Origin of the sequence: Pseudomonas sp. PWP3-1b2 (assembly GCF_049896045.1) — a bacterium.
GTDB lineage: Bacteria > Pseudomonadota > Gammaproteobacteria > Pseudomonadales > Pseudomonadaceae > Aquipseudomonas > Aquipseudomonas antarctica_B.
Window position 1 is genome coordinate 65363 of record NZ_JAFCTN010000020.1, and the last position, 22686, is coordinate 88048.

Genomic DNA, 22686 nt, shown 5'->3' on the forward strand with positions numbered 1-22686 from the left:
GCGTCGTACTCAAGCCTGAATCTGCGCCTGAGCAGACCGACGATCCAAAAGAGACTTTTTGGTTTTTAAACGGGTACCGGCCTTGATAGTTCCGTATGTTTCAACTGGGCGGATGACCAGCGTCTCTGTATTTGAGACTTTCATCAGTTGGCCAGCACGGACCACGAGCACAGACCCACCGTTGGAAATCGCAACTTCATAAGCATCCCTGAAGGCCTTGGCAGCGATAGAAGGAATACTCGACTCTTGAGCAAGAATCTGCGCTTCAGTGATTTGCGGCTTAATTTTCTTACGTGACATGCTGGTCTCCGGCTTAGGACAAGGGAGGATCAATGACAATTAGCATAGATCACATCAGGCGTCGATCGCAGGGGCGACTTTACCTCAATATGTCTCCCCTTGTCCTCTCAGCCAGCGTTTACGGCGTCCGAGTCCCAGCTTGATCAGATCAAAACACCGACCACCCAATCCGCTCACTCAACAACTCCAACGCCTTCATGCCCGCCAGCGAATTCCCCGCTGCATTCAACTCCGGCGACCACACGCACACCGTAAACCGCCCCGGTACCACCGCAACAATGCCGCCACCTACGCCGCTCTTGCCCGGCAATCCCACGCGGTGGGCGAAATTGCCCGCCTCGTCATACAGCCCGCTGGTGGCCATGATTGAGTGATAGTTCCCACGCTCTGCGTGGTAATGCAGCCCTGGACGCTCCGCGTCTGCTCCTGAGGTTACTCCAGGTTCCGGGCACAATTGCTCAGTGCTCGAGAGCAACACAAAAATACCGACTTCAGGCCCTTTAATACCTAAGGCTCAACGGCACGTTTTGAATTAACGCCCTGCGCTGGCAGTAACCAGTGCCGCGTAGTCGTCCACCCCAAAAAGACTCTCGCTCCATCGGCCGTTAGAACGTGCTGGGGCAATACTTCGCCTGCCGCCGCTTTGCGTAAACCGCTCATCAGCGGGAGAAATTTTTCTCGAAAAGCCACCGGTTGCGTGGCGAAAAAAGCTTCGATCGACTTCAGGGCTTTTTCACGTTCATGCTCGTCAAGCATCGCGAGGTAAAACACCATCTGACGCCAGGCATAGGCCGTATTCTTGAGCATTATCAGCTGCGCATGGTAGAGCTCAATCTGCATCTGGTGCCGTTTACAGATCCATTCAAAACAGGCCTGGACCATGCTCGCCAGTCGAGGACGCAGCATAACTTTCAACCCCAGCTCATCAAACAGCAGCGCAAGGTTTTGCGTCGTCAGGATTTGCTGCTGCTCAAGGATGGTGCCATTGGTTGCAGGATGCCAAGTACCTAACTCAGTCCCCGCACGCTTTGCGCACAAGGTAGCGAAGGCATCGCTTGCAACTCGCGCACGTCTTCGCCCTCGGATGACAAGACTGGCGAGTTCGTCGGTATCGATGGCGTAGTAACGCGCGTAAAGGGAACCCGCTAACACCGGCCCCGCTCGCTGGGCAGTGTCAGCGAACTTGCTCGAAAACTGCCCCATGAAGATATCTGCAGCGACCTCCTCGACGAAGGGAAGGTCCAGTTCCGCAGTGTCCGCCAGTGCTCCAAACTCCTGGAGAAGCTTGTTAGGCAGGATGGCGTAGGGAAAGGCATGCAGCGTTAACGCCGATGACTCAACAAGGGCTTGCCTGGCGGCACCCGCTGTCCCGGTTCCTGACTGCCGGTCACCCTCAATGGCGGCAACCCATGGCAACTCGCTGAGGCCAACCTGCCGTTGAAGATTCAGTAATAATAACGAGCGGCGTCGACGGAACGCCTGGTAGGTCGAGGCGTAGACCATCCTCAGCGCTTCGTCGCGCAAGCCCGAGCTACTGAGCTGCGCAGTCATCGCGGGCAGCACCCGTGCAACTGTGTCACCCGACGTGATCAGCCCATGCTCGATCAGTTCGCTAATCGTCCCGCTGCGACAGCGTTGAACGCGGCGCAGGATGGCCGGCGGTATCGCGACACCTTCGCCCTGCGCGCAGTCCAATGCCTCCTCCGCAGTGAGCGGAACGGCCAAATCAACAAAATCCGAAATACCACTTTGCGCTGGATACTTAGAGAGACGCTTTGCCACAACACGGGCAATGAGATGATGCGCTGGCCCTTTAACCTGGCGAAGCTGGCTCGCGCGAAATGCAAGGTGAGAGGCCGAATCTGGCGCGCCATGTTTACGCACGAAGTCATCGACGATCTGCCGTATGCGTCCCACCTGACGCCCTGTGAGCGATCCGGCGTCGCGGGCGCATTGCCCAAGCAAATGAAACAGTTGTGCCACACGATCGGGGGAGCGCGTGTCGATTTCGAGTCTTTTATAATCCGCCTCTAATTCAGCCGCCTGCTCATGCCACTGAGCCGGGTAACTGCGGCACGGCCAACCCGCCTGATAAGTCAGGAGAAAATGCGCGACGGCGGCATCATAAAGGGGCAGACGGGCTTCAATCGTCTGTTTCTGTGCAACGATCTGAGCCTGAGGTGGCAAGGTCGACAGCAACCGTTTGACCTCACCTGCATCAACGACATGAACCTGCGTGGCTGAAATCGGCAAATGTGCGCAGTTCGATGGAAAGAAACGCAACCGGTCAAAGAACGGAACAATCACGTCTATCAGTGCCCGAGCCTCGTCGGTGCGCCGCTGGCTGCAAAGCCACGCGACTGTCAATAGCGCGGCCTCTTCCGGTACATCAATTCGATAGTCACAACTGATCAGACGCTGTTGCAGAGCCTCAAGGCCGTCATCCGTCAGATGCCAGGCATTGATATCCAAACGCTCGAACCCTTGGCGAATACTCGGAATAGATGCAGCCAGCTCACGCTCGTAGTCGGTTAATTCGCCACCTGCCAATAGATTGCCGGTAGTAAAGCCTCCTGTAATAACTTCCAGCGTAACCCACGCTGGAATCTCGGCAATCGGGGTGCGCGAGCCATACTCAGCAGTGCCTCGCAGCATGTGCGCAACCACCTGTCGCCAGTGTGAGATGCGTCGGCGGGCATTGAATCGAGCGAGAGGGCCGCTAGTTTGATCGTGCGCAATCAGCGCCTTGGACAGTTGGAAGACCGCATATCCCGCGTCCATGCCAGTCACTCCGTGTGCTCTGGAGACGTGTCCAGATTGCCTTGTGATGTGATGGGTCCGGAGGCTGGATTCGAACCAGCGCCCACTCGGTTAAGAGCCAAGTGTTCTACCGCTGAACTACTCCGGAACAAGGGTCGCATTGTCGGGCAACCGATAAAAAATGTGAAGGTACAAAGACGTCATTAAGCAATAGCTGACGGCTTGCTTCCGCTGGGCTGCGATGGCGGTTTGCCAGTGCCGGATGTGCCAGCTGACACACTGCTATCGCAGGCAAGCCCGCTCCCACAGGGATGGCACTGCGCCTCAGGTTCTCGGAGATTTCCCACGACCGTTTCAGGTTGTCGCTCGGAACTTCGCTGACTAACCTCTCCGACGTCGCTGCCAAATCAGCGGCCGGATTTGACCGTCCGATCCCGAGGTACATGATTGCCACCATCGATTCAGGCGTTTTTTTTGCGTCTGCTGTATCGTGTCGCGGCAGCTGTACGCGGGATACCTTCGGGTATGCCGGGCTCCTCGGGACCGGTCGGTCAACCCGCGTATAGCTGCCACCCTATTTCGTTTGACCGCGAATCGTGGCAGCTCCATTTTCCCTTGGAGTTCCACCATGATTAAAGACAGCCCAAATCCACCCGGCCATCCAGACTTCGACACCACCACCCTGCACGAAGTGGCCTACCGCGCGATCAATCACTACCTCAACCCCGGCAAACCCATACCCGAGCCCAGCGATGGCCTCTTCACCGTGCGCGACGATCTGGGCACGGAAACCCTGCTGGTCAACGCGTCCCAGGACCTGGCGTCCATCTGCGATATCGCCCACCACATGGCCTTTGAAATCGACGGTTCCCAACGCAATGTCGCGCTGGGAATCTGCCGCCTGCTGGAAGGTGTGCAACTGTTGGTCGACAAAGCACTGAACGTGGCTCATCCGACGGTCTGAGATAGACGAGATAAAGCGCCTGAGCTATCTTCGGGCGCTTTATTGAAAGCCTGGAACAGGAAGTTACCGCTTGAGCACGTCGCCCCTATTGCGAGGCCGCACCTTCGCCCTTTTCGCTGGCATCGCCTTTATTGCCCTGGACCAGCTTGTAAAACTCTTGGCGCTGGTTTCACTGTCCGCCCAGAGTTTTAAATTCGGCTCCACCCCCTTCAATCTCGCGTTGGAACTGAGCCTGAACCCAGGCGCGTTCCTCAGCCTGGGCGCCGCTTTGCCGCCTCAGGTTAAACAGCTGATTTTTATCGTCGGGGTTGCCGTGGTGGTGGCCTGGGCGATGTGGTGGTCGCTCTCCAACTGGAGCCAGCCGCTGCGTAAAGTCTTGCCGCTGTATGCCATCGCGCTGGGCGGTATCGCCAACCTGATCGACCGCGTGTTTCGCGACGGTCATGTGGTGGATTACATGATGCTCACCGTCGGCCCGACGCATACCGGCGTGTTCAATATTGCCGATATCGCGATAACCGCCGGGGCGTTGTTTTTGATGGTGGATTTGTTTTTGAAACGCAAGGCCTGAAGCGATCTCTCATCCCTGTGGTGAATGGCAGCCTTGCGATGGCGCACTGTCAGTCAGCTAACGCATGGCTGATCCAGCGCCTTCGCGGGCAAGCCCGCTCCCACAGGGGAATTGTGGTGCGGGTAGAGTGCATTCCAGCCGTTCAGCACCAGCGCTCGTTAGAACACCGACCACCCAATCCGCTCACTCAACAGCTCCAGCGCCTTCATCCCCGCCAGCGAGTTGCCCGCCGCATTCAGCTCCGGCGACCACACGCACACTGTGAATTGCCCCGGCACTACCGCGACAATCCCGCCGCCGACCCCGCTCTTGCCCGGCAAGCCCACGCGGTAGGCAAAATTCCCGGCCTCGTCATACAGCCCGCTGGTGGCCATGATCGAGTTGACTTGCTTGGTCTGGCGCGCGGTCAGGACCTGCTCGCCGCTATGGGCACTCACGCCTTCGTTGGCGAGAAAGCTGAAGGCTCGGGCCAGGTCCAGGCAGCTCATCTGCAGCGCGCAGTAGTTGAAGTAGCTGTGCAGCACCGCGTCCACTTCGTTGTGGAAGTTGCCGAATGACTTCATCAGGTAGGCCATGGCCGCGTTGCGTGCGCCGTGCTGGGCTTCGGAGTCGGCGACGACGCTGTTGACCAATATCTGCGGGTTGCCCGACAGGCGCCGCACGAAGTCGCGCATGGACAGGATTGGCACGGCAAAACGCGATTGGTTGATGTCGCAGATCACCAGCGCGCCGGCGTTGATGAAGGGGTTGCGCGGCCGGCCGCGCTCGAATTCCAGCTGCACCATGGAATTGAACGGTTGCCCGGAAGGCTCGTGGCCCAGGCGCTCCCAGATGGTTTCGCCGCCGTGGTCGATGGCCTGTACCAGGCTGAACACTTTGGAAATGCTTTGCACCGAGAACAGGGTGTCGGCGTCCCCGGCGCAATAGGCCGCGCCGTCGTTGCCGTACACAGCGATGCCGAGTTGGTTGGCGGGCACGTCGGCCAGCGCGGGGATGTAGTCGGCGACTTTGCCGAGGCCGATCAGTGGGCGCACTTCGTCGAGAATCGACTCCAGCAACGCCTGCATGTCTTGTCCTGTCATCTGTCTTTAAATCAGTGATAAGCGGGTCGCGGAGGATACTTCAATGCGCCCGAAAGCCCCAGACTATCTCCACCACTCGCTCGGCAATCACCAGATAAATCAGGATCAGCAACAGTTGCAGTGCCAGGTGGTAGCGCAGCTTGGCGAGCCTGCGAATACCGTCGCTGATGTTCAAAAACATCAACACCGTGGACAGGACGATAAGCCCCCAGCCCGCCACGTTCGACGCAAATACCCCGACGAACAGCTCACGTTGCCCGAGCAGCGTATTGGTGCCCGCCGCAAACAACAGCGCGCACACCAGCAGGTTTTTCACGTTGTCGAAAATCTGCGTGCTCAGGTCGTTTTCCAGCAAGGCCATGTAGCGTGCCCATAACGTGCGCATGGTAAATCACCAGGAAGGGATAGCTCGTCAATCAAAGTAGTCCAAATGCCCATACACTGCACCGCTGTGGCTATTTGACGAGGATTGATTGCATGAAATTGATGATGGGTTTGGCTGCACTGCTGTTGGTATCGGCCTGTTCGACTGCTCCGCACGGCGCGGCGCCGGCTCAGGACTCGGCGGCGTCGACCTGCCTGGCAGGCGGCGGCACTATGAAGCAGGTGGGCAGGTTGCAGGGCTGGAAGTGCATCACGCCGTACAAGGACGCGGGCAAGGCGTGTACGGACTCGAGCCAGTGTGAAGGTGAGTGCCGGACCAGTGTGACCACCCAAACGGGGAAAGGCCCTGTGACGGGGGCTTGCCAGGTGGATAACAGCCGCTTCGGTTGCTCGGCGACGGTAGAAAAAGGCCAGCTTGGCCGGTCGATTTGCGTGGACTAAGGCGCCACCACCTGGCAAATGTGGGAGCTGGCTTGCCTGCGATAGCGGTGAATCAGCTCATACATCTGTTGACTGACACACCACCATCGCGGGCAAGCCCGCTCCCACATTTTTTTACCGGGTCAGGCTAGCCAGAGGATGGGCCCTGTTACGCCGCGTGATTTTGCTTTTTCAAACTCTCCATATCAATCACAAACCGATACTTCACATCGCCCTTAAGCATGCGGTCATAGGCTTCGTTGATGCCTTGAATATCGATCATCTCAATATCCGACACAATCTGGTGTTTGGCACAGAAATCCAGCATCTCCTGGGTCTCCTGAATCCCGCCAATCAACGAGCCCGCCAGGCTGCGGCGTTTGAAGATCAAGTTAAACACCGCCGGCGACGGGTGCGGGCTGTCAGGCGCCCCCACCAACGTCATCGTGCCGTCGCGCTTGAGCAAGCTGATAAACGCATCGAGGTTATGCGGCGCGGCCACCGTGTTGAGGATGAAATCCAGGCTATTGGTCACCTTGGCCATTTCATCCGCGTTTTTGGATACCACCACCTGATCGGCGCCCAGGCGCAAACCGTCTTCACGCTTGTTCGGCGACGTGGTAAACAGCGTCACGTGCGCGCCCATGGCATGGGCAATTTTCACCGCCATATGGCCGAGCCCGCCCAGGCCAACCACGCCGACTTTGGTCCCCGGGCCAACCTTCCAGTGGTGCAGCGGCGAATACGTGGTAATCCCCGCACACAGCAGCGGCGCCACCGCGGCCAGGTTGTCATCGCCGTGGGAGATGCGCAGCACGAACTTCTCCTTGACCACGATGTTGTCCGAGTAGCCGCCATAGGTGTTTTCGCCACCAAACATCGGCCCGTTGTAGGTGCCGGTAAAGCCTTTCTCGCAGTACTGCTCCTCGCCCTCGGCGCAGGAGGCGCATGCCTGGCAGCTGTCGACCATGCAGCCGACACCGGCCAGGTCGCCGACCTTGAACTTGGTCACATTGGCGCCGACCGCCGTCACCCGCCCGACGATTTCATGGCCGGGTACGGACGGATAAAGCGTGTTGTTCCACTCATTGCGCGCAGTGTGCAGGTCGGAGTGGCACACACCGCAAAAGAGAATGTCGATCTGTACGTCATCAGCCCCTGGCGCACGGCGCTCGAAGGAAAAGGGCTTGAGCGAATCCTTGGAATCCCGCGCGGCGTAGCTGTAAGTCTTAGCCATTTGGTTCACCTATTGATCTGACGGTAGAGGTCAGTGGACCTGCCTGAACGCTGAACCGTTCAATCGAGCACGCTCATACAATCCACCGTTCGGCGCCGCTCCTAAGCTCGTGACTTTTCTGACAAGCAGGAGAGCGGGCATGTGTAAACGATCGATCACCGTATCGCTGGCATTAACGTTACTGACCGGCGCCATGCTGGGTAACGCCTGCGCCGCCACGCCGAGTGTGGCGGTGGCCGCGCAATACGACACCAGCCACGTCTACGTCGCCCCGGCGGATGTGGAGCGTTTTAGCCAAAGTTTCCTGGCCACGTTCGGCGGTAAAAGCACGCCTCAGGTCGTCGTCAATGTGCTGCCGGTGCCCAGCAGTACGACTTCGCAATTGCTGCAAACGCCGGTAGGCACGGTGTCGCTGTTCGGCTTCACCACGCCCATCCCTCATCCCTTTGGCCAGGAGCGCAATGGTTACCTGGTCAACGACATGGACGTCGCCCTCAAGGCTGCCCGCGACAACGGCGCCGCCGTGATCGTCAGCGACTTTCCAGACCCCATCGGGCGCGACGCAGTGGTGCAGTGGCCAGGCGGGGTGAACATGCAACTTTACTGGCACACCCAAACGCCGAACTACGCGCCCTTCCAGGCCGTGCCGGAAAACCGCGTGTACCTCAGCGCCGACCGTGCTGCCGCGTTTATCAAAGCGTTCCTCGGCTTTTCACACGGCAAGGTGTTGGCCGATGACAAACATGCGCCGGGCGCTGACGTAGGCCAGGGCAAGACGTACCGCCGTGTTGACCTTGAGTCGCCATTCGGGCGCATGGCCGTGTTGGTCACCAACGGCCAACTGCCCTACCCCTTCGGCCACGAAACCACCGGTTATCAAGTGACCGACCTTACCTCCACGCTGGGCAAGGCGACCGGCTCCGGGGCCACGGTGCTGGTGCCTGCCTTCGACAGCAAGGGCCGACGCAGCGCACTGGTCGAGTTCCCCGGCGGGTACGTCGCGGAAATTCACCAGCTCACCGCGGCCCACTAAGCGCATGCCCAGCACACGATGCACAGGCTGGGGCCTGGCCGTGCTCTGGCCGCTGCTCGCTGGAGTCACCCACGCAGACGATCAACCGACTCGACCGGGCATCAAAACCAACCGCTGGCAGGAAGACTGGTCGGTGCTGCAGAACCCGGCGCTGCGCACGCAACCGCTGGACAGCCTGAAGTACATCCCGCTGTCGGGCACCAACCCCTACACGTATCTGTCCCTGGGCGCCACGTTGCGTGAGCGTTTCGAGATGAACGACGCCAGCGGTTTCGGCGTGAAAGACGTCAAGCGTGATCGCTACCTGATCCAACGGTTTCAGCTACACGCCGACCTGCACCTGAACGAACACTGGCGTGTATTCACCCAGCTCGAAGATGCGCGGGCGTACGACAAAACCACCATCGGCGGGGCCGACCAGAACCGTGTCGACGTGCGCCTGGCCTTTGCCGAGTACGTGAAAACCTTCAGTGCCGGAACCCTCAAGGCCCGCGTCGGCCGTCAGGATTTTGCCTTCGATTTGCAGCGCTTCATCTCGTCGCGGGACGGCCCGAATGTGCGGCAGTCCTTTGATGCGTTATGGGCCGATTGGGAAACGCCCGATTGGCGCTTTATCGGGCTCGCCAGCCAGCCCGTGCAATATCAGGATGAGCGGCATTTTGACGACACGTCCACCCGCGACGCGCGCTTTCATATGCTGCGGGTGGAGCGGCTGGTGGGCGGCAAAAACGAGCTGTCCGCCTATTACGGCGTGTATGAGCGCAGCGCCGCGCATTACCTGGACGCCGACGGCGATGAAACACGCCAGTTGTTCGATGCACGCCTGGGTGGCGCGGCGATGGGTTTTGACTGGGACCTGGAGGCCATGCTGCAAAGTGGCTCAGTCGGCAGTAAGGATATTCGCGCCTGGGCCGGCGGCAGCCGCACGGGCTACACCTTTGACAGCCTGGCGTGGAAACCGCGCCTGGGCCTGCAACTGGACATTGCCTCGGGCGACCGCAAAAACGGCGACGGCCAGGTCGGCACGTTCAATCCGCTGTTCCCCAATGGTTACTACTTTTCGCTGGCGGGCTATACCGGCTACAGCAACCTGATTCATGTGAAACCGTCGATCACCGTCAAGCCAATCGCCGCGCTCAGCGTGCAAACGGCTATCGGCCTGCTCTGGCGCCAGACCACCAGCGACGCGGTTTACACCCAGCCGAACCTGCCCGTCGCCGGCACCGCAGGCACAGGTGAACGCTGGACCGGCGCCTACGCTCAACTGCGTACCGACTACGTGTTTACGCCCAATCTCACGGGCGCCGTCGAAGCGGTGCATTACGCGGTCGGCCAAACCCTGCGCGACGCGGGCGGCGGCGACAGCAATTACCTGGGCGTCGAGCTGAAGTTCAGCTGGTAACCCCAAACAAGCACACCCGTACAAGCCTCGCGCAGGCTTTGCAGCAATAGTAACGCCGGGCTTTTTCCCCCTGAACCCAAGGAGTTTTCCATGAGCACATTCGTTGCCAAAGACGGTACCCAGATCTACTTCAAGGACTGGGGCAGCGGCAAGCCCGTGTTGTTCAGCCACGGCTGGCCGCTGGATGCCGACATGTGGGAATACCAGATGGAATACCTGAGCAGCCGTGGCTTTCGCACCATCGCGTTTGACCGCCGTGGTTTTGGCCGCTCGGATCAGCCGTGGACCGGCAACGACTACAACACCTTTGCCGACGATATCGCCCAGTTGATCGAACACCTGGACCTTAAAGACGTGACATTGGTGGGCTTCTCCATGGGCGGCGGCGACGTGGCGCGCTATATCGCCCGCCACGGCACTGAACGCGTGGCCGGTTTGGTGCTGCTCGGCGCTGTCACGCCCATGTTCGGCCAGAAACCGGACTACCCGCAAGGCGTGCCGACCACGGTGTTCGACGGCATCAAAGCCGGGCTGCTGAAGGACCGCGCGCAATTCATTGCCGACTTCAACACCCCGTTCTTCGGCATCAACAAGGGCCAGACCGTCTCCGAGGGTGTGCTGACCCAGACGTTGCAGATTGCATTGCTGGCATCGCTCAAATCCACCGTGGATTGCGTCACCGTGTTCTCTGAGACGGACTTCCGCCCGGACATGGCCAGGATCGACGTGCCGACCCTGGTCATCCACGGCGACGGCGACCAGATTGTGCCGTTCGAAACCACCGGCAAGGTGGCGGCCGAGATGATCAAGGGTGCCGAACTCAAGGTCTATAAAGACGCGCCGCACGGGTTTGCCGCCACCCACACCCAGCAACTGAATGAAGACCTGCTGGCGTTCCTCAACCGCTGAATAGACTGACTCTTGCGAGTCTGTGGCGAGGGCGCTTGCTCCCGCTGGGGTGCGAAGCGGCCCTGAAAAATGGGACTGCTACGCAGTCCAGCGGGAGCAAGCTCCCTCGCCACAGGTTTGCGGTTGCTGGCTCTATTGCAGCCGGCATCAGGGCGTGTCAGCACTGACCCTTAGTAACAACAGCCCGAGTTGCTGATAGTTTGATTCGTTCATAAGCGACGTCCGTAAAAAGTGAGCGTCGTCGAGCTTGCAAGCCTGTGCTGACCTTATTCCCCGGTGCCGGCAAACGCCGCGACGATCTAATTCATCGTCGCCCTCTTGATGCAGATGTGCATCGCATCGCAGTGTAATTGCATCAGCGGTTCTCGCTATGCTGGGCGCCAGCGAAAAATATTCAGAACTGCCGACGGCTCGCCACGGTCCCAACCCATACGCTCATCGCTACAGGAACGCTCCATGACCCTTCCCAACGACATGACCCTGATCGAAATCACCACCCCTGGCGGCCCGGAGGTATTGAAACCGCGCCAGGAGCCACTGCCCTCCCCGGCGGCCGGCGAACTGCTCATCAAGGTGCACGCCGCCGGGGTCAACCGCCCCGACGCCCTGCAACGCGCTGGCAAATACCCGATGAAGCCCGGCATGAGCCCGATTCCAGGCCTGGAAGTGGCCGGTGAAGTGGTGGCGCTGGGCGACGGCGTGAACCAATACCGTGTGGGCGACAAGGTCTGCGCCCTGACCAACGGCGGCGGCTACGCGCAGTACTGCGCAGTGCCCGTCGGCCAGGCGCTGCCGGTGCCTGAAGGCGTGGAGTGGATTCAAGCGGCAGCCATTCCGGAAACCTTCTTCACCGTGTGGGCCAACCTGTTCGGCATCGGTGGCGCGCACAAGGGCCAGCGTGTGCTGATCCACGGCGGCACCAGCGGCATCGGCACCACCGCGTTGATGCTGTGCCGTGAGTTCGGCATCGAGGCGTTCGCCACCGCTGGCAGTGAAGACAAATGCGCGGCCATCCGCGCCCTGGGTGCCGAGGCGATCAACTACCGCGAGCAGGATTTTGCCGAGGTCATCGCCGAGAAAACTGATGGCAAGGGCGTGAATGTGATTCTGGACATCATGGGTGGCTCCTACCTCAACAACAACCTCAAGGCCCTGGGCATGGACGGGCGCCTGGTGATGCTGGGCTTCCTCGGCGGCGCCAAGGCCAACGACGTCGACCTGCTGACCATCCTCGGCAAACGCGCAATCGTGACCGGCTCGCTGCTGCGCGCACGTACCAGGGATGAGAAAGCCGCCATCGCCGACCAACTGCGCGAACACGTGTGGCCGGTGCTGTCAGCGGGGCGTTGCCTGCCGATGATCGACCAGGTGTTTGATTACACCGCAGCCGATCAAGCGCACGCACGGATGGAAGGCGGGGATCATATCGGCAAGATTGTGTTGCGGGTGGTCTGAGGGCGGGGCTTGTTCAGTGAACGGGCCTGTCTTGGAGTGTGGGCCTGTCTTGGCAAGCAGCCCTGTTGTGGCGAGCGGGCTTGCCCCGCGTTGGGCTGCGCAGCAGCCCCAATAAAGCCGCTGCATTTCTACCGGTAGAGCGCGGTTGCAGGTTTTGGGGCTGCTGCGCAGCCCAACGCGGGGCAAGCCCGCTCGCCACAGTAAGCCCGCTTGCCACAGCAAGGCTGCTGGCCACAACAGCCCCACTCAAAACACCAAGTTCAGCAGGATAACTATCCGGTATAAACCGGATAGTCGACATACCCCGCTTCACCCCCGCCATACATGCCCTCAGCCCGCAGCGGGTTTAACGGCCAGCCGTTGAACAGGCGTTGCGGCAAGTCCGGGTTGGCAATAAACGGCCGCCCGAACGCGATCAAGTCTGCCAGCCCGGCTTCCAGCAACCGTGCGCCGCGCTCAGCGGTGTAACGGCCTGCATAGATAACCCGCCCGCTGAACGTGTCGCGCACGGCACGGCGGAATGTTTCCGGCAACTCCGGCGCATTGTCCCAATCCGCTTCGGCGATGGACACGTAGGCAATACCTGACTGCTCCAGCACCTTGATCGCTTCGATGTAGGTGTGATGCGGGTCTTCTTCCACCAAGCCAATGTAAACGCGGTCCTGATCAGTGCCGCTGAACAGCGGAGAGAAGCGCACACCCAGGCGTTCAGGCCCGACCACAGCGCTCACGGCTTCGACGATTTCGCGCAGGAAACGCAGGCGGTTGTCCAGCGAGCCGCCGTATTCGTCATCACGCTGGTTGGCGTGCGCCGAGATGAACTGGTTGACCAGGTAGCCATTCGCCGAGTGAATTTCCACGCCGTCAAACCCGGCATCAATGGCATTGCGCGCAGCCTGTGCGTATTGCGCGACCAATGCCTTGACCTCGGCAGTGGTCAACGCGCGAGGCACTGGCGGCTGCACCAGTTCACCGGCGCCCGGCGCGGTTTCGATGAAGGCCTTGACTTGCGTCGGCTGGATCGCAGACGGCGCCACCGGTGCGGCGCCGTCGGGTTGCAAGGCGTGATGAGACACACGACCGACATGCCACAACTGGGCGAAGATCACCCCGCCCTCGGCGTGCACGGCGTCGGTGACGGTGCGCCAGCCGTTGATCTGCGCCGGGCTGTAGATGCCTGGCGTCCAGGCGTAGCCCTGGCCACGGGGCTCGATCTGCGTGCCTTCGCTGATCATAAACCCGGCGCTGGCGCGCTGACGGTAATAGTTGGCCATCAAGTCGGTGGCGATATCGCCGGGCTGCGCGCTGCGTTGACGGGTCAACGGCGGCAGGACAACACGGTTGTTCAAGGTGTGATGCCCCAGTGTTACCGGGGTGCTGAGAATACTGTCAGTCATGTAAGGGTTTCCAAATTGCAGGCGTGCGCAAGCATTGGCGACTCACAAGAGTCGCCAACAAATACAACGGTTAATCAGGTTACGCGGTGAGTTTAAGCAGGGCCTTGGCAACATCACTGGAACTGGCAGGGTTCTGCCCAGTGACCAAAAGACCGTCTTCGATGACGAAGGAACTCCAATCAGCGCCCTTCTCGTACTTGCCGCCGAGCTTCTTGAAGTCGTCTTCAATCAGGAACGGCACGACATCGGTCAGGCCCACAGCGGCTTCTTCGGAGTTGGAGAAACCGGTGACCCGGCGGCCCTTGATCAACGGCTCACCGTTGACCGCTTTGACATGGCGCAGCGCACCGGGCGCATGGCACACAAAACCGATTGGCTTGCCGGCACGTTCAAAGGCTTCGATCAACGCGATCGAGGTAGCCGATTCGGCCAGGTCCCACAGCGGGCCGTGGCCGCCTGGGTAGAACACGGTGTCGAAATCATCGACCTTCACAGCGTCCAGTTTCAGCGTGGTCGCCAGGGCTTTTTGCGCAGCCGGGTCGCCTGCAAAACGGCGGGTATCGTCGGTTTGCGCGTCTGGCTCATCGCTCACTGGGTCCAGCGGCGGCTGCCCGCCGGCCGGGGATGCCAGCACCACGTCGGCACCGGCGTCCTTGAACGCGTAATAAGGTGCAGCGAACTCCTCGAGCCAGAACCCGGTCTTGCGGCCAGTGTCGCCAAGGGTGTCGTGAGAGGTCAGTACCATTAATACTTTCATTGTGCAGTGCCTCGAATCGGTGAGTATCAGTGTGTTAAGCGAGACCCAACAGCTGTCGGGTCAGCACGGCCAGGCGCACCGGCTATGAAAGGTCTGACACCTGGGCACCCCGTTTGACGGCAACGCATTTGCCGAAACAACGCTGCGGCCAACGATTAATTGCGCCATGTCCAGCGGGGCCTGCCTTGCACGTCAGGGTTGCCTTTTATCGCTTACCCCCTAAGACTAGACCAGTCGTCTAGATCAATGAGGGCATGTTAGGCGTTGGACGAAACCGCAACAATGTCAAATGCGCAAGGATTTCGGACACGGCGCCTACGCAGTTGCCGTTTACCTGGGACACGCCGACAATCCCCCCACAACCGCCCCTGGAGAATGACGATGCACAGCGTTGCGCTGCTGGTTTACCCGAATTTTGAATGCCTGAGCCTCAGCACAGGCTCGGTGTTCGAGTGCGCGAACCTGCTGCGGGGCGAACCGGCGTATGAGTTTCATCTGGTGTCGCAGAACGGCGGCGCCGTCATGACCTCGCAAGGGTTCTCGGTAAACACCACGCCCATTCGGCCGCAGGGTTACGACACGTTGATCATCAGCGGCTATGTAGATTTTTGCTTGCCCGAGGCCAGCCTGCCGGAGCTGGTCAAGGCCGCCTGCGCCCAATCACGGCGCGTGGCCTCTTTGTGCATGGGCATCCTGGTGCTGGCCGAAGCCGGGCTGCTCGACGGCAAACGCACCACCACCCACTGGATTCACGCGCCAGCCTTTCGCAAGCGCTACCCGGCTATTCACCTGGAAGAAGACAAGCTGTTTGTGGTCGATGGCCAACTATGGACCTGCGCCGGCATGACCGCCGGGGTAGACATGGCGCTGGCCATGGTGGAAAGCGACCTGGGCAGCGACCTGGCCCGACGCATCGCGCGCAAGCTGGTGATTGCCCAACGCCGGGGCAGCGAGCAATCGCAATTGTCGGCACTGCTGGAACTCGACCCCAAGTCGGACCGCGTGCAACTGGCGCTGGCCTATGCTCGCGAGAACCTCACCCATGACCTCTCGGTAGAAGCGCTGGCGGCGGTGGCTCGGCTCAGCCCGCGCCAGTTCAGCCGGGTGTTTCGCGAAGAGACCGGGCAAACGCCGGCCAAGGCCATCGAGTCACTGCGCGTGGAAGCGGCCCGGGCGATGATGGAAACCAGCCGTCACCCGGTGGAAGTGGTGGCCCGCGAAACCGGTTTTGGTGATCGCGAGCGCCTGCGCCAGGCGTTTCTCAGGGCATTCGGGCAACCGCCGCAGGCCGTGCAGCAGGCGCTCAATGCGGGGGCATAAAAAGCCTGGCTCATAGGCCTCCCCCCCCTGTGGCGAGCGGGCTCGTCCCGCGTTGGGTTGCGAAGCGACCCTAAAAAGGTTGAATGCGGTGAGTCAGGCACTCTTCGGCCGCTGGTTTTAGGGCTGCTTCGCAGCCCAACGCGGGGCAAGCCCGCTCGCCACAGATAAAGTGTTCGCTCTTGAAGGGTGGATATCTGACGAATTCAGGAGCCGCCCTGCACCGGTCAGTTCAATGCAGCGCCGCTCGCGTGATCAGGTAGCTCACCAGGTGCGGGTCATCGTCGAGTTCGATGGTTTGCACCGGGCGCGGCAGGTTGTCGAGCACCGTGCGCCAGAACGCCTGGGACACTTCGTCCTGATCAAAAAAACGCACCAGCCAATCGGCCTCGCCGCTGCACAGCACCTGGGTGGCGATAGCGCGGCCAATGCCTTTGCGGCGGTAGCGCTTGAGGATGAACAGGTCGGCCAGTTCCAGCGCGTTGATCCCCGGCAGTTCGCTGCCTTCGATCAACAGGAAGCCGGCGATATAGCCGTCCACCAGCAGCAGGTTGGCGCTCCATTGCGGGTCTTGCCAGTAGCGGGCCAGGTGTTCGTCGTGGATGTAGAAGCGCCCGTCCGCTTCGACATCTTCCTGCTCCCAGTCCGAAGATTCATAGGCGTAGTACTGGTAAAGGTTGCGAATCAGCTCGGCTTCTTCAGGGCCGGTCTGGATCAGTTCGACGGTGGTTTCAGGCATGGGGCTCTCGGTCAAAAAACGCAGGGCGCCATTGTTCACACATCCTGCACGCAGGCCAATACCTTGCAGAACCTTTCTGTTTGCTGAACCGATTGCGGATTTGTCCGGTCCCACCCAAAATCCAGAAACATTTAGAATAAACTTTCCCAGCTTCCCCCTATTGCTAAAGGACACTTATTTTGACCAACGTTTGTTCCGCCGGCCTGGACGTGGGCTTTGCCTCCCTGGATTACCTGCAGATTTTCATCCTGGGCGTGATCCAGGGCATTACCGAACTGCTGCCGGTGTCGTCCACGGCGCACATGCGCGTGGTACCCGCCCTGCTCGGCTGGCAAGACCCAGGCTCGGCGTTTTCCGCAGCGATGCAATTGGCGGCACTGGCGGCGGTGGTCAGTTATTTCTGGAGCGATGTTCGCCAGGTCACCACGGGCAGCATCAGCGCGGTGCGTCGCGGCGACTACAACGACCGCTGGTTCAAACTGGCGGTGGCCATTGTGCTGGCGACGATCCCCATCTGTATCGCCGGTCTGGCCTTGTCTTCGACCTTGAATGCCTGCAACTCGCCGTTGCGTGGCCTGATGGTGATCGGGATTTCCTGCGTGGTGATGGCGGTATTGCTGGCCGTGGCCGAGGTGCGTGCGCGGCACACCCGTGAAGTTGGCGAAATGCGCCTGCGCGATGCGTTGATCGTCGGTGTTGCACAGATTGGTGCTTTGATTCCGGGCGTATCGCGCTCGGGGTCGACACTGACCGCTGCGCTGTTCCTCAACTTCAAACGCGAAGAAGCCGCGCGTTTTTCCTTTCTGCTGGGCTTGCCGGCCATCGCCCTTGCCGGTTTGAAGGAGTTGTGGGCGCTGCTGCACGCCGACATGCCGGTTCACGCCTGGCCGCATTTGATTTTCGGCCTGGTGGTGGCAAGCATCTCGGCGTTCTTTGCGATTTGGGGCCTGATGAAGTTCCTGGAGCGGTTCTCCACCTGGCCGTTTGTGATCTACCGTGCGCTGCTGGGGATCTTCCTGATCGTGGCGGTCAGCACTGGGCTGTTGAGCTGATCTAACATCATTTTCAAACCCCTTCCTCCCACACTGGTAGTGCTTGATTGGCGGGTTATTGCTGGCAGCCCCGCCACACCTCACGTATCAGCGCCTGCATCTTTAGCGCCTGCGCCCAGCGATCACTGATTTCGCAGCCATCCGCGCCGGTGATCGCATAGGGTGGCGGGCCCAGTTCGCAGGTGAACGACAGGCTCTGGGGCGTGTCGGGGCGGGCCAGCCAGTGTTCGATGCCGTAGCGCCACCAGCCGGTAAAACGCTCCACCCAGGCCTGGTGCTGGGGAAAGTCGATTGACACCTGCACCTGCTCGCTACTGGCCACGCGGCCATGGAACCCCCAGCTGTGCCGCAGAATCTCGCGTATGTGCTCGTCATCCTCGGCGGCGCCAGGTTCGGGCAACTCGCGGCCGACGACGTAGTGGGACAGGTCGGCCAACAGTTTGAGGTCGGGCATCTGCGCCACCAGGTCGAGGGTGAACAACAGGTCGTTGGTCAGGCGGTAACGGTGGGTTTCCAGCAGCACGGCAAAGTCCACTTGCTCGGCCAGACGCTGCCAGCCTTCGACCAGCTTCACCGCCTCAGCCTGGGAGCGCGGGCGCACGTCGGCTTGCAGCGTCAGGTGGTGGCAACCGTAGCGGCTGATCACGTCCAGCGCGGCGGCCAGGTCATCCACCGATTGCGGAAACAGCTGGCCTTCAATCTGTAAGCCACGGGCCGTGGCGGCCGCGTGCAGGCGCGCGACATCGACAGGCTTCCAGTAATGGTCAGTGATGCCGTCAAAACCGGCGGCGGCGATGCGATCCAGTTGGGCTTCAAGGGGGCCCGGCTCGGTTTGCATGGCCCACAGGGATTGGAACACCAGAAATTGGCGCATATCGGCCTCGCAGCAGGTGTTTGAGGGACAGGTCGGGGTCGGCCAGGCTGGCCTCGCTCAACGGAATGGCGGCGGTGATCAACCGCTCGCAGAGCTTGATGTCTTTGGCCGCGCGGCTGCCCATGGCCCAACCGCAGGCGCCTTGCAAGCGCCTGTCGGCATCCAGGTAGAACAGCAACAAACCGCCGTCCGGTAGCGGCCGACTGACCATCAGCGGCGTCATCACGCCCACCGTCTGCACGCCCCAGTCGAACTGATCGGACCAAAACCCCGGAATCGCCTCGAACGGCAATTCACGCCCCAGCATATTCAGCGCAGCGTGGCGTCCCTGGGCTTCGGCGTTGCGCCAGGTTTCCTGGCGTTGATAGAGGCCACCCAGGCGGAACTCGCACACATCGCCTGCCGCGTAGACATACGGCGCGCTGGTGCGCAGGTACGCGTCGACACGAATGCCCTGCCCCACGTCCAACCCCGCCGCAGCGGCCAGCTCAAGATTGGGTTGCATGCCGATGCCAACCACCACCAGGTCGCACGCCAGCCGCTCCCCGTCCACCAACAGCACGGCGTCGGCGTTGATGGTTTCCAGCACGACGTTCAAGCGCACGTCCACGCCCTGGCGGCGATGCAGGTCCAGCAGCGCCGCACTGATGACCGGCGGCAGCACTCGACCGGCCAAGCGCGGCCCGGCTTCCAGCACGGTCACCTCACACCCCAGGCTGCGTGCCGACGCCGCCACTTCCAGGCCGATAAAACCACCGCCGACAATCACCAGCCGCGTGCCGGGGCGCAATGCACCTCGCAGGGCCAGCGCTTCGTCATGGGTGCGCAGGTACACAATGTTGGGCGCTTCCCAGGGCAAGCGCCGCGCCCGGCCGCCGGTGGCCAACAGCAAACCCGCGTAGGGCAACCATTGGCCGTCGGCGAGCTGAAGGCGCTGGTGCTGCGGGTCCAGTCGGCTCACCAGGTTGTTCGCACTGTGCTCGATGCCCAACTCGGCCAACCGCGCGTTGTCGAACAGGCTGCAACCCGCCAGATCCGCCGTGCCCTGCAACACACCTTTGGACAGCGGCGGCCGCTCGTAGGGCAAGTGCGGTTCATCACCGATCAGGATCAGGCGCCCGGCGTACCCTTCTTCGCGCAGGGTCAGCGCCGCACGGCCACCGGCATGGCCGGCGCCGACGATAATCAGGGCGTCATCCATCATCACGCCGTGACGGCGAGTAATACCCGCCCCGCTTCGACCCGCACCGAGTAGGTTTTGAGGTTGACGCACACCGGCGCACCGAGGGCCTTGCCGGAGCGGTAATCGAAGCGGCCGTTATGTTTGGGGCATTCGATCACGTGGTCCATTACCAGGCCGTCGGCCAAGTGGATTTTCTCGTGGGTACACAGGCCTGCGGTGGCGAAAAATTCGTTGTCGGCCGAGCGGTACACGGCGTACGTGTGCGGCCCGTGGTCGAAGCGCATCACGTCTTCTTCGTCTATTTCGCCCACGGCGCAAACGTCGATCCATTGATCGTTCATGGCACTAATCTCCAAGTGACTGGTTCACCTTCTGGCAAGCGCTTACTGTGGCGCTCGACGAAATAAGTGGGATCACTGCGCTGCTTCCAGATCGTCGGAATAATCTCCCGGTACGCCTCAAACAAATGGGCGTACGGCGGCGGGCAGTCGTTGCGGATTTCTTCGTGCAGGTGCTTGAGCGCGTGGTACGGCACCATCGGGTACATGTGGTGTTCGAGGTGGTAGTTCATGTCCATGTAGATAAAGCGCAGCACGCGGTTCATGTAGATCGTGCGGCAGTTGCTGCGGTGGTCGAGTACATCCTCCGCCAGGCCTACATGCTGGGTCAGGCCGAACAGGTAGCCGAGCCAGGCGCCATAGAGACTCGGCAGACCCACCAGCATCAACGGCAGCCAGCTGTGCAGGTACAGCGCGGTGCCGATCACCACCGCATAAATGCCGACCCAGACCCGCGCCGCGCGGAACACTTTCGGCCATTCGGATTCGGGAATGAAATCCTGCTCCTGGGCGCTCATCCGGCCGATGGCATGGCGCGCCACGCCGCTGAAGGTCTTCCACGCCAGGGGCAGATTGAACACGCTCAACCCCATCATCAACAGGCTTGGCGGGCGCGGCTCGACAATCTCCGGGTCACGCCCGACCACGATGGTGTCGGTGTGGTGCCGGGCATGGCTCCAGCGCCACACATGGGGTTCGAAAATGCACATGAAGCTGGCGATCTGGTACAGCACATCGTTCATCCAGCGGGTCTTGAATGCAGTGCCATGCCCGGTTTCATGCCAGCGCGGGTTGGACGCGGTGCCGTACAGCACGCCATACGCCAGGAAGAACGGCACGCAGGCCCAGGAACCCCAGAACAGGTAGCCGCCAAGCCCGGTGGCGAACAGCGCGGCCACCCAGATGGCGGTGTCGAGCAAGGCCGGGCCGTCGCGGCGCTGCATCAGTTCTTTCAGGCGTTTACGCGGCACAGGCGATTGATACCAACTGGCCGAGACCAGGCCTTTTTCGGCCGCGCGGGCGGCTTCCGGGCCGGTGAGGCTGTAGTCGCGTCGGGTGGGACGAGCGGTGGATTCAGGCATTGTTATTGTTCTCCGCAAGCGTGAGCTTCAGGTGCTCTGCGGGAAGAAATATAGAGAGCGGCTGATTCACCCTCAAGGCCTTGAATCCATTCCCTATCAAGCTATCATCAGGCCCCAGCAAGGCTTGATAGTTTTCTATCAAGGCACTCAAGGGGCCCGTCATGAACAACAATAAACGCCCAACCATTGCCACCGTCGCCGCGCAAGCGGGCCTCAGTGTGGCCACTGTCGACCGGGTACTGAACGCGCGTGCGCCAGTCAACCCGGAAACCGCCGAGCGGGTGTTCCAGGCCGCCGAAGCCGTGGGGTATTTCGCCGCGCGGCTGATCGGCCAGCGCATTCGCGAACGCCGCCCCACTTACCGGTTTGGCGTGCTGCTGCTGGGCACGGCGCAGGCGTTCTACGCCAACCTCGCCGAGGCGATAACCGATGCCGCACAGCATCACGCCACGGCCAACCTGACCTGCCAGTTCGACTACGTGTTTGATCGCTCGCCAAGCGCCATCGTGGCGCAAATCGAAAGGCTGGCGGTGCAATGCGACGCCCTCGCGGTCGTCAGTTTTGCCCATCCGCTGATCAACGTCGCGCTCAAGCAGATCCGCGAAGCCGGTGTGCCCGTGGTTGCGCTGCTCTCGGACATTCACGAGCAAGCCGCCGAGCCCTACGTGGGCCAGAACAACCCGGTGGTCGGGCGCACCATGGGCTGGCTGCTCGCGCGCCTGTGTGGCACGCGAAAAGGCAGCGTCGGGATTGTGCTGGGCGGCCATCGTTTTCTGGGCCACCAGGCACGGGTCGAAGGGTTGCACCGCTACCTCGCCGAACACGCCCCCGGGCTCAAACCGCTCGAACCGCTGATCAACCTCGACAACAGCGACATCACCGAAGAAGCCACCCTCGACCTGCTCACCCGCCACCGCGACCTGCGCGGCCTGTGCGTGGTCGGCGGCGGCGGCGACGGCGTGATCAGCGCCCTGGCGCAATTACCCAAACGCCCCGCGCTGTGCTGCATTTTGCAAGAGTCCACAGCGCTGTCGCGCCAAGCCCTGAGCCAGGGCCTGATCGACGTGGTGATGGACTCACAACCCCACCAAATCGCCACCGCGCTGGTGCAATTGCTGGTAGCACTGCAGACCGCCGAAGCCTTCGACCCGGTACGGCATCGAGTGCACATCCCGCCGCAGATCGTGACCTCGGAGAATATGTGAAGTGTTTTTAAAGCTTGAGCAAGACCGCATGGGTCATGGCAAACCGCCGAAGAATTGTTATTGGAAACGCGCGGTCCGTGGGGGAGCGGGCTTGCCTGCGATGGCATCTGCTGGGAGTGCCTGAGAGACCGAGGTGTCTGCATCGCAGGCAAGCCAGCTCCCACAGAAAAGCTCAACTGGGTGTGAAAGAATTGAAGTTTTACTCGGTAAAAAAGGTGGGAGCTG

Annotated in this window: 22 protein-coding genes, 1 tRNA gene and 1 pseudogene; 10 read left to right on the top strand and 14 right to left on the bottom strand. The window is 61.0% G+C overall.

Features of this window, described 5'->3' with window-relative positions; all coding sequences use genetic code 11:
- Nucleotides 1–9 precede the first annotated feature (9 nt).
- From ACP7A2_RS14970 to ACP7A2_RS14985, 4 genes and pseudogenes are all read right to left on the bottom strand, one after another.
- Nucleotides 10–300 carry a hypothetical protein gene (locus ACP7A2_RS14970; RefSeq protein WP_426134823.1) on the bottom strand — a complete coding sequence of 97 codons (291 nt, stop codon included), beginning with the start codon at nucleotides 298–300 and terminating at the stop codon, nucleotides 10–12.
- 148 nt (nucleotides 301–448) lie between these two features.
- Nucleotides 449–673, bottom strand: a pseudogene (locus ACP7A2_RS14975) (glutaminase); the annotation flags it as partial.
- 134 nt (nucleotides 674–807) lie between these two features.
- The gene (locus tag ACP7A2_RS14980; protein ID WP_426134824.1) at nucleotides 808–3081 is read right to left on the bottom strand and encodes a hypothetical protein; all 2274 of its coding nucleotides are present in this window, start codon (nucleotides 3079–3081) and stop codon (nucleotides 808–810) included.
- 52 nt (nucleotides 3082–3133) lie between these two features.
- Nucleotides 3134–3208 (bottom strand) — tRNA-Lys (locus ACP7A2_RS14985).
- 480 nt (nucleotides 3209–3688) lie between these two features.
- On the opposite strand from ACP7A2_RS14985, the gene ACP7A2_RS14990 reads away from it, so the two are divergent.
- Nucleotides 3689–4024 carry a DUF6124 family protein gene (locus ACP7A2_RS14990; protein ID WP_426134825.1) on the top strand — a complete coding sequence of 112 codons (336 nt, stop codon included), beginning with the start codon at nucleotides 3689–3691 and terminating at the stop codon, nucleotides 4022–4024.
- 70 nt (nucleotides 4025–4094) lie between these two features.
- Nucleotides 4095–4595 (top strand): signal peptidase II, encoded by a 501-nt coding sequence (locus ACP7A2_RS14995; RefSeq protein ID WP_375068998.1) that lies wholly within the window; start codon nucleotides 4095–4097, stop codon nucleotides 4593–4595.
- Nucleotides 4596–4753: 158 nt separating this feature from the next.
- Here the strand turns inward: ACP7A2_RS14995 and glsB are convergent, their stop codons facing one another.
- Complete coding sequence (gene glsB / locus ACP7A2_RS15000; RefSeq protein WP_348061442.1) at nucleotides 4754–5662, bottom strand: glutaminase B; 909 nt, start codon at nucleotides 5660–5662, stop codon at nucleotides 4754–4756.
- A gap of 55 nt (nucleotides 5663–5717) precedes the next feature.
- Nucleotides 5718–6062, bottom strand: a complete 345-nt coding sequence (locus ACP7A2_RS15005; protein WP_348061444.1) for a hypothetical protein — start codon at nucleotides 6060–6062, stop codon at nucleotides 5718–5720.
- 92 nt (nucleotides 6063–6154) lie between these two features.
- Between ACP7A2_RS15005 and ACP7A2_RS15010 the strand changes: the two genes are divergently transcribed.
- On the top strand, nucleotides 6155–6502 hold the full coding sequence (locus ACP7A2_RS15010) for a hypothetical protein (RefSeq protein ID WP_348061446.1): 348 nt from the start codon (nucleotides 6155–6157) through the stop codon (nucleotides 6500–6502).
- Nucleotides 6503–6650: 148 nt separating this feature from the next.
- Here the strand turns inward: ACP7A2_RS15010 and ACP7A2_RS15015 are convergent, their stop codons facing one another.
- Entirely contained in the window at nucleotides 6651–7718 is a 1068-nt protein-coding gene (locus tag ACP7A2_RS15015; RefSeq protein ID WP_375068995.1) for an NAD(P)-dependent alcohol dehydrogenase, read from the bottom strand.
- Between the two features lie 139 nt (nucleotides 7719–7857).
- Between ACP7A2_RS15015 and ACP7A2_RS15020 the strand changes: the two genes are divergently transcribed.
- The 4 genes from ACP7A2_RS15020 to ACP7A2_RS15035 all read left to right on the top strand — a co-directional run bounded on the left by ACP7A2_RS15020 (nucleotide 7858) and on the right by ACP7A2_RS15035 (nucleotide 12517).
- Complete coding sequence (locus ACP7A2_RS15020; protein WP_426134826.1) at nucleotides 7858–8751, top strand: VOC family protein; 894 nt, start codon at nucleotides 7858–7860, stop codon at nucleotides 8749–8751.
- 4 nt (nucleotides 8752–8755) lie between these two features.
- Nucleotides 8756–10153 carry an alginate export family protein gene (locus tag ACP7A2_RS15025; protein ID WP_426134827.1) on the top strand — a complete coding sequence of 466 codons (1398 nt, stop codon included), beginning with the start codon at nucleotides 8756–8758 and terminating at the stop codon, nucleotides 10151–10153.
- Between the two features lie 90 nt (nucleotides 10154–10243).
- The gene (locus ACP7A2_RS15030; protein ID WP_426134828.1) at nucleotides 10244–11062 is read left to right on the top strand and encodes an alpha/beta fold hydrolase; all 819 of its coding nucleotides are present in this window, start codon (nucleotides 10244–10246) and stop codon (nucleotides 11060–11062) included.
- A gap of 456 nt (nucleotides 11063–11518) precedes the next feature.
- Nucleotides 11519–12517 carry an NAD(P)H-quinone oxidoreductase gene (locus tag ACP7A2_RS15035; protein ID WP_426134829.1) on the top strand — a complete coding sequence of 333 codons (999 nt, stop codon included), beginning with the start codon at nucleotides 11519–11521 and terminating at the stop codon, nucleotides 12515–12517.
- A gap of 272 nt (nucleotides 12518–12789) precedes the next feature.
- Here the strand turns inward: ACP7A2_RS15035 and ACP7A2_RS15040 are convergent, their stop codons facing one another.
- On the bottom strand, nucleotides 12790–13914 hold the full coding sequence (locus ACP7A2_RS15040; RefSeq protein ID WP_426134830.1) for an alkene reductase: 1125 nt from the start codon (nucleotides 13912–13914) through the stop codon (nucleotides 12790–12792).
- Between the two features lie 79 nt (nucleotides 13915–13993).
- The gene (locus tag ACP7A2_RS15045; RefSeq protein WP_426134831.1) at nucleotides 13994–14671 is read right to left on the bottom strand and encodes a type 1 glutamine amidotransferase domain-containing protein; all 678 of its coding nucleotides are present in this window, start codon (nucleotides 14669–14671) and stop codon (nucleotides 13994–13996) included.
- Nucleotides 14672–15052: 381 nt separating this feature from the next.
- On the opposite strand from ACP7A2_RS15045, the gene ACP7A2_RS15050 reads away from it, so the two are divergent.
- Nucleotides 15053–15991 carry a GlxA family transcriptional regulator gene (locus ACP7A2_RS15050; protein ID WP_426134832.1) on the top strand — a complete coding sequence of 313 codons (939 nt, stop codon included), beginning with the start codon at nucleotides 15053–15055 and terminating at the stop codon, nucleotides 15989–15991.
- A gap of 229 nt (nucleotides 15992–16220) precedes the next feature.
- Here the strand turns inward: ACP7A2_RS15050 and ACP7A2_RS15055 are convergent, their stop codons facing one another.
- A complete protein-coding gene (locus ACP7A2_RS15055) occupies nucleotides 16221–16727 on the bottom strand; it encodes a GNAT family N-acetyltransferase (RefSeq protein WP_348061686.1) in 507 nt (168 codons plus the stop codon).
- A 179-nt stretch (nucleotides 16728–16906) separates the two neighbouring features.
- Between ACP7A2_RS15055 and ACP7A2_RS15060 the strand changes: the two genes are divergently transcribed.
- Nucleotides 16907–17779: an undecaprenyl-diphosphate phosphatase gene (locus ACP7A2_RS15060; RefSeq protein WP_348061684.1), complete on the top strand. Its 873-nt coding sequence runs from the start codon at nucleotides 16907–16909 to the stop codon at nucleotides 17777–17779.
- Between the two features lie 55 nt (nucleotides 17780–17834).
- On the opposite strand, the gene ACP7A2_RS15065 is transcribed toward ACP7A2_RS15060, so the two are convergent.
- The 4 genes from ACP7A2_RS15065 to ACP7A2_RS15080 are packed head-to-tail and all read right to left on the bottom strand — an operon-like array spanning nucleotide 17835 to nucleotide 21256.
- Complete coding sequence (locus tag ACP7A2_RS15065; RefSeq protein ID WP_426134833.1) at nucleotides 17835–18653, bottom strand: sugar phosphate isomerase/epimerase family protein; 819 nt, start codon at nucleotides 18651–18653, stop codon at nucleotides 17835–17837.
- Nucleotides 18592–19854 (bottom strand): NAD(P)/FAD-dependent oxidoreductase, encoded by a 1263-nt coding sequence (locus tag ACP7A2_RS15070; RefSeq protein WP_426134834.1) that lies wholly within the window; start codon nucleotides 19852–19854, stop codon nucleotides 18592–18594. Before ACP7A2_RS15070 ends, ACP7A2_RS15065 begins: the two co-directional genes overlap by 62 nt.
- A 2-nt stretch (nucleotides 19855–19856) precedes the next feature.
- On the bottom strand, nucleotides 19857–20177 hold the full coding sequence (locus ACP7A2_RS15075; RefSeq protein WP_426134835.1) for a MocE family 2Fe-2S type ferredoxin: 321 nt from the start codon (nucleotides 20175–20177) through the stop codon (nucleotides 19857–19859).
- Complete coding sequence (locus tag ACP7A2_RS15080) at nucleotides 20174–21256, bottom strand: fatty acid desaturase family protein (protein WP_426134836.1); 1083 nt, start codon at nucleotides 21254–21256, stop codon at nucleotides 20174–20176. Before ACP7A2_RS15080 ends, ACP7A2_RS15075 begins: the two co-directional genes overlap by 4 nt.
- A 161-nt stretch (nucleotides 21257–21417) precedes the next feature.
- Here ACP7A2_RS15080 and ACP7A2_RS15085 point away from each other — a divergent pair, with 161 nt between their 5' ends.
- Nucleotides 21418–22461: a LacI family DNA-binding transcriptional regulator gene (locus tag ACP7A2_RS15085; RefSeq protein WP_426134837.1), complete on the top strand. Its 1044-nt coding sequence runs from the start codon at nucleotides 21418–21420 to the stop codon at nucleotides 22459–22461.
- The last annotated feature ends 225 nt before the right edge of the window (nucleotides 22462–22686 follow it).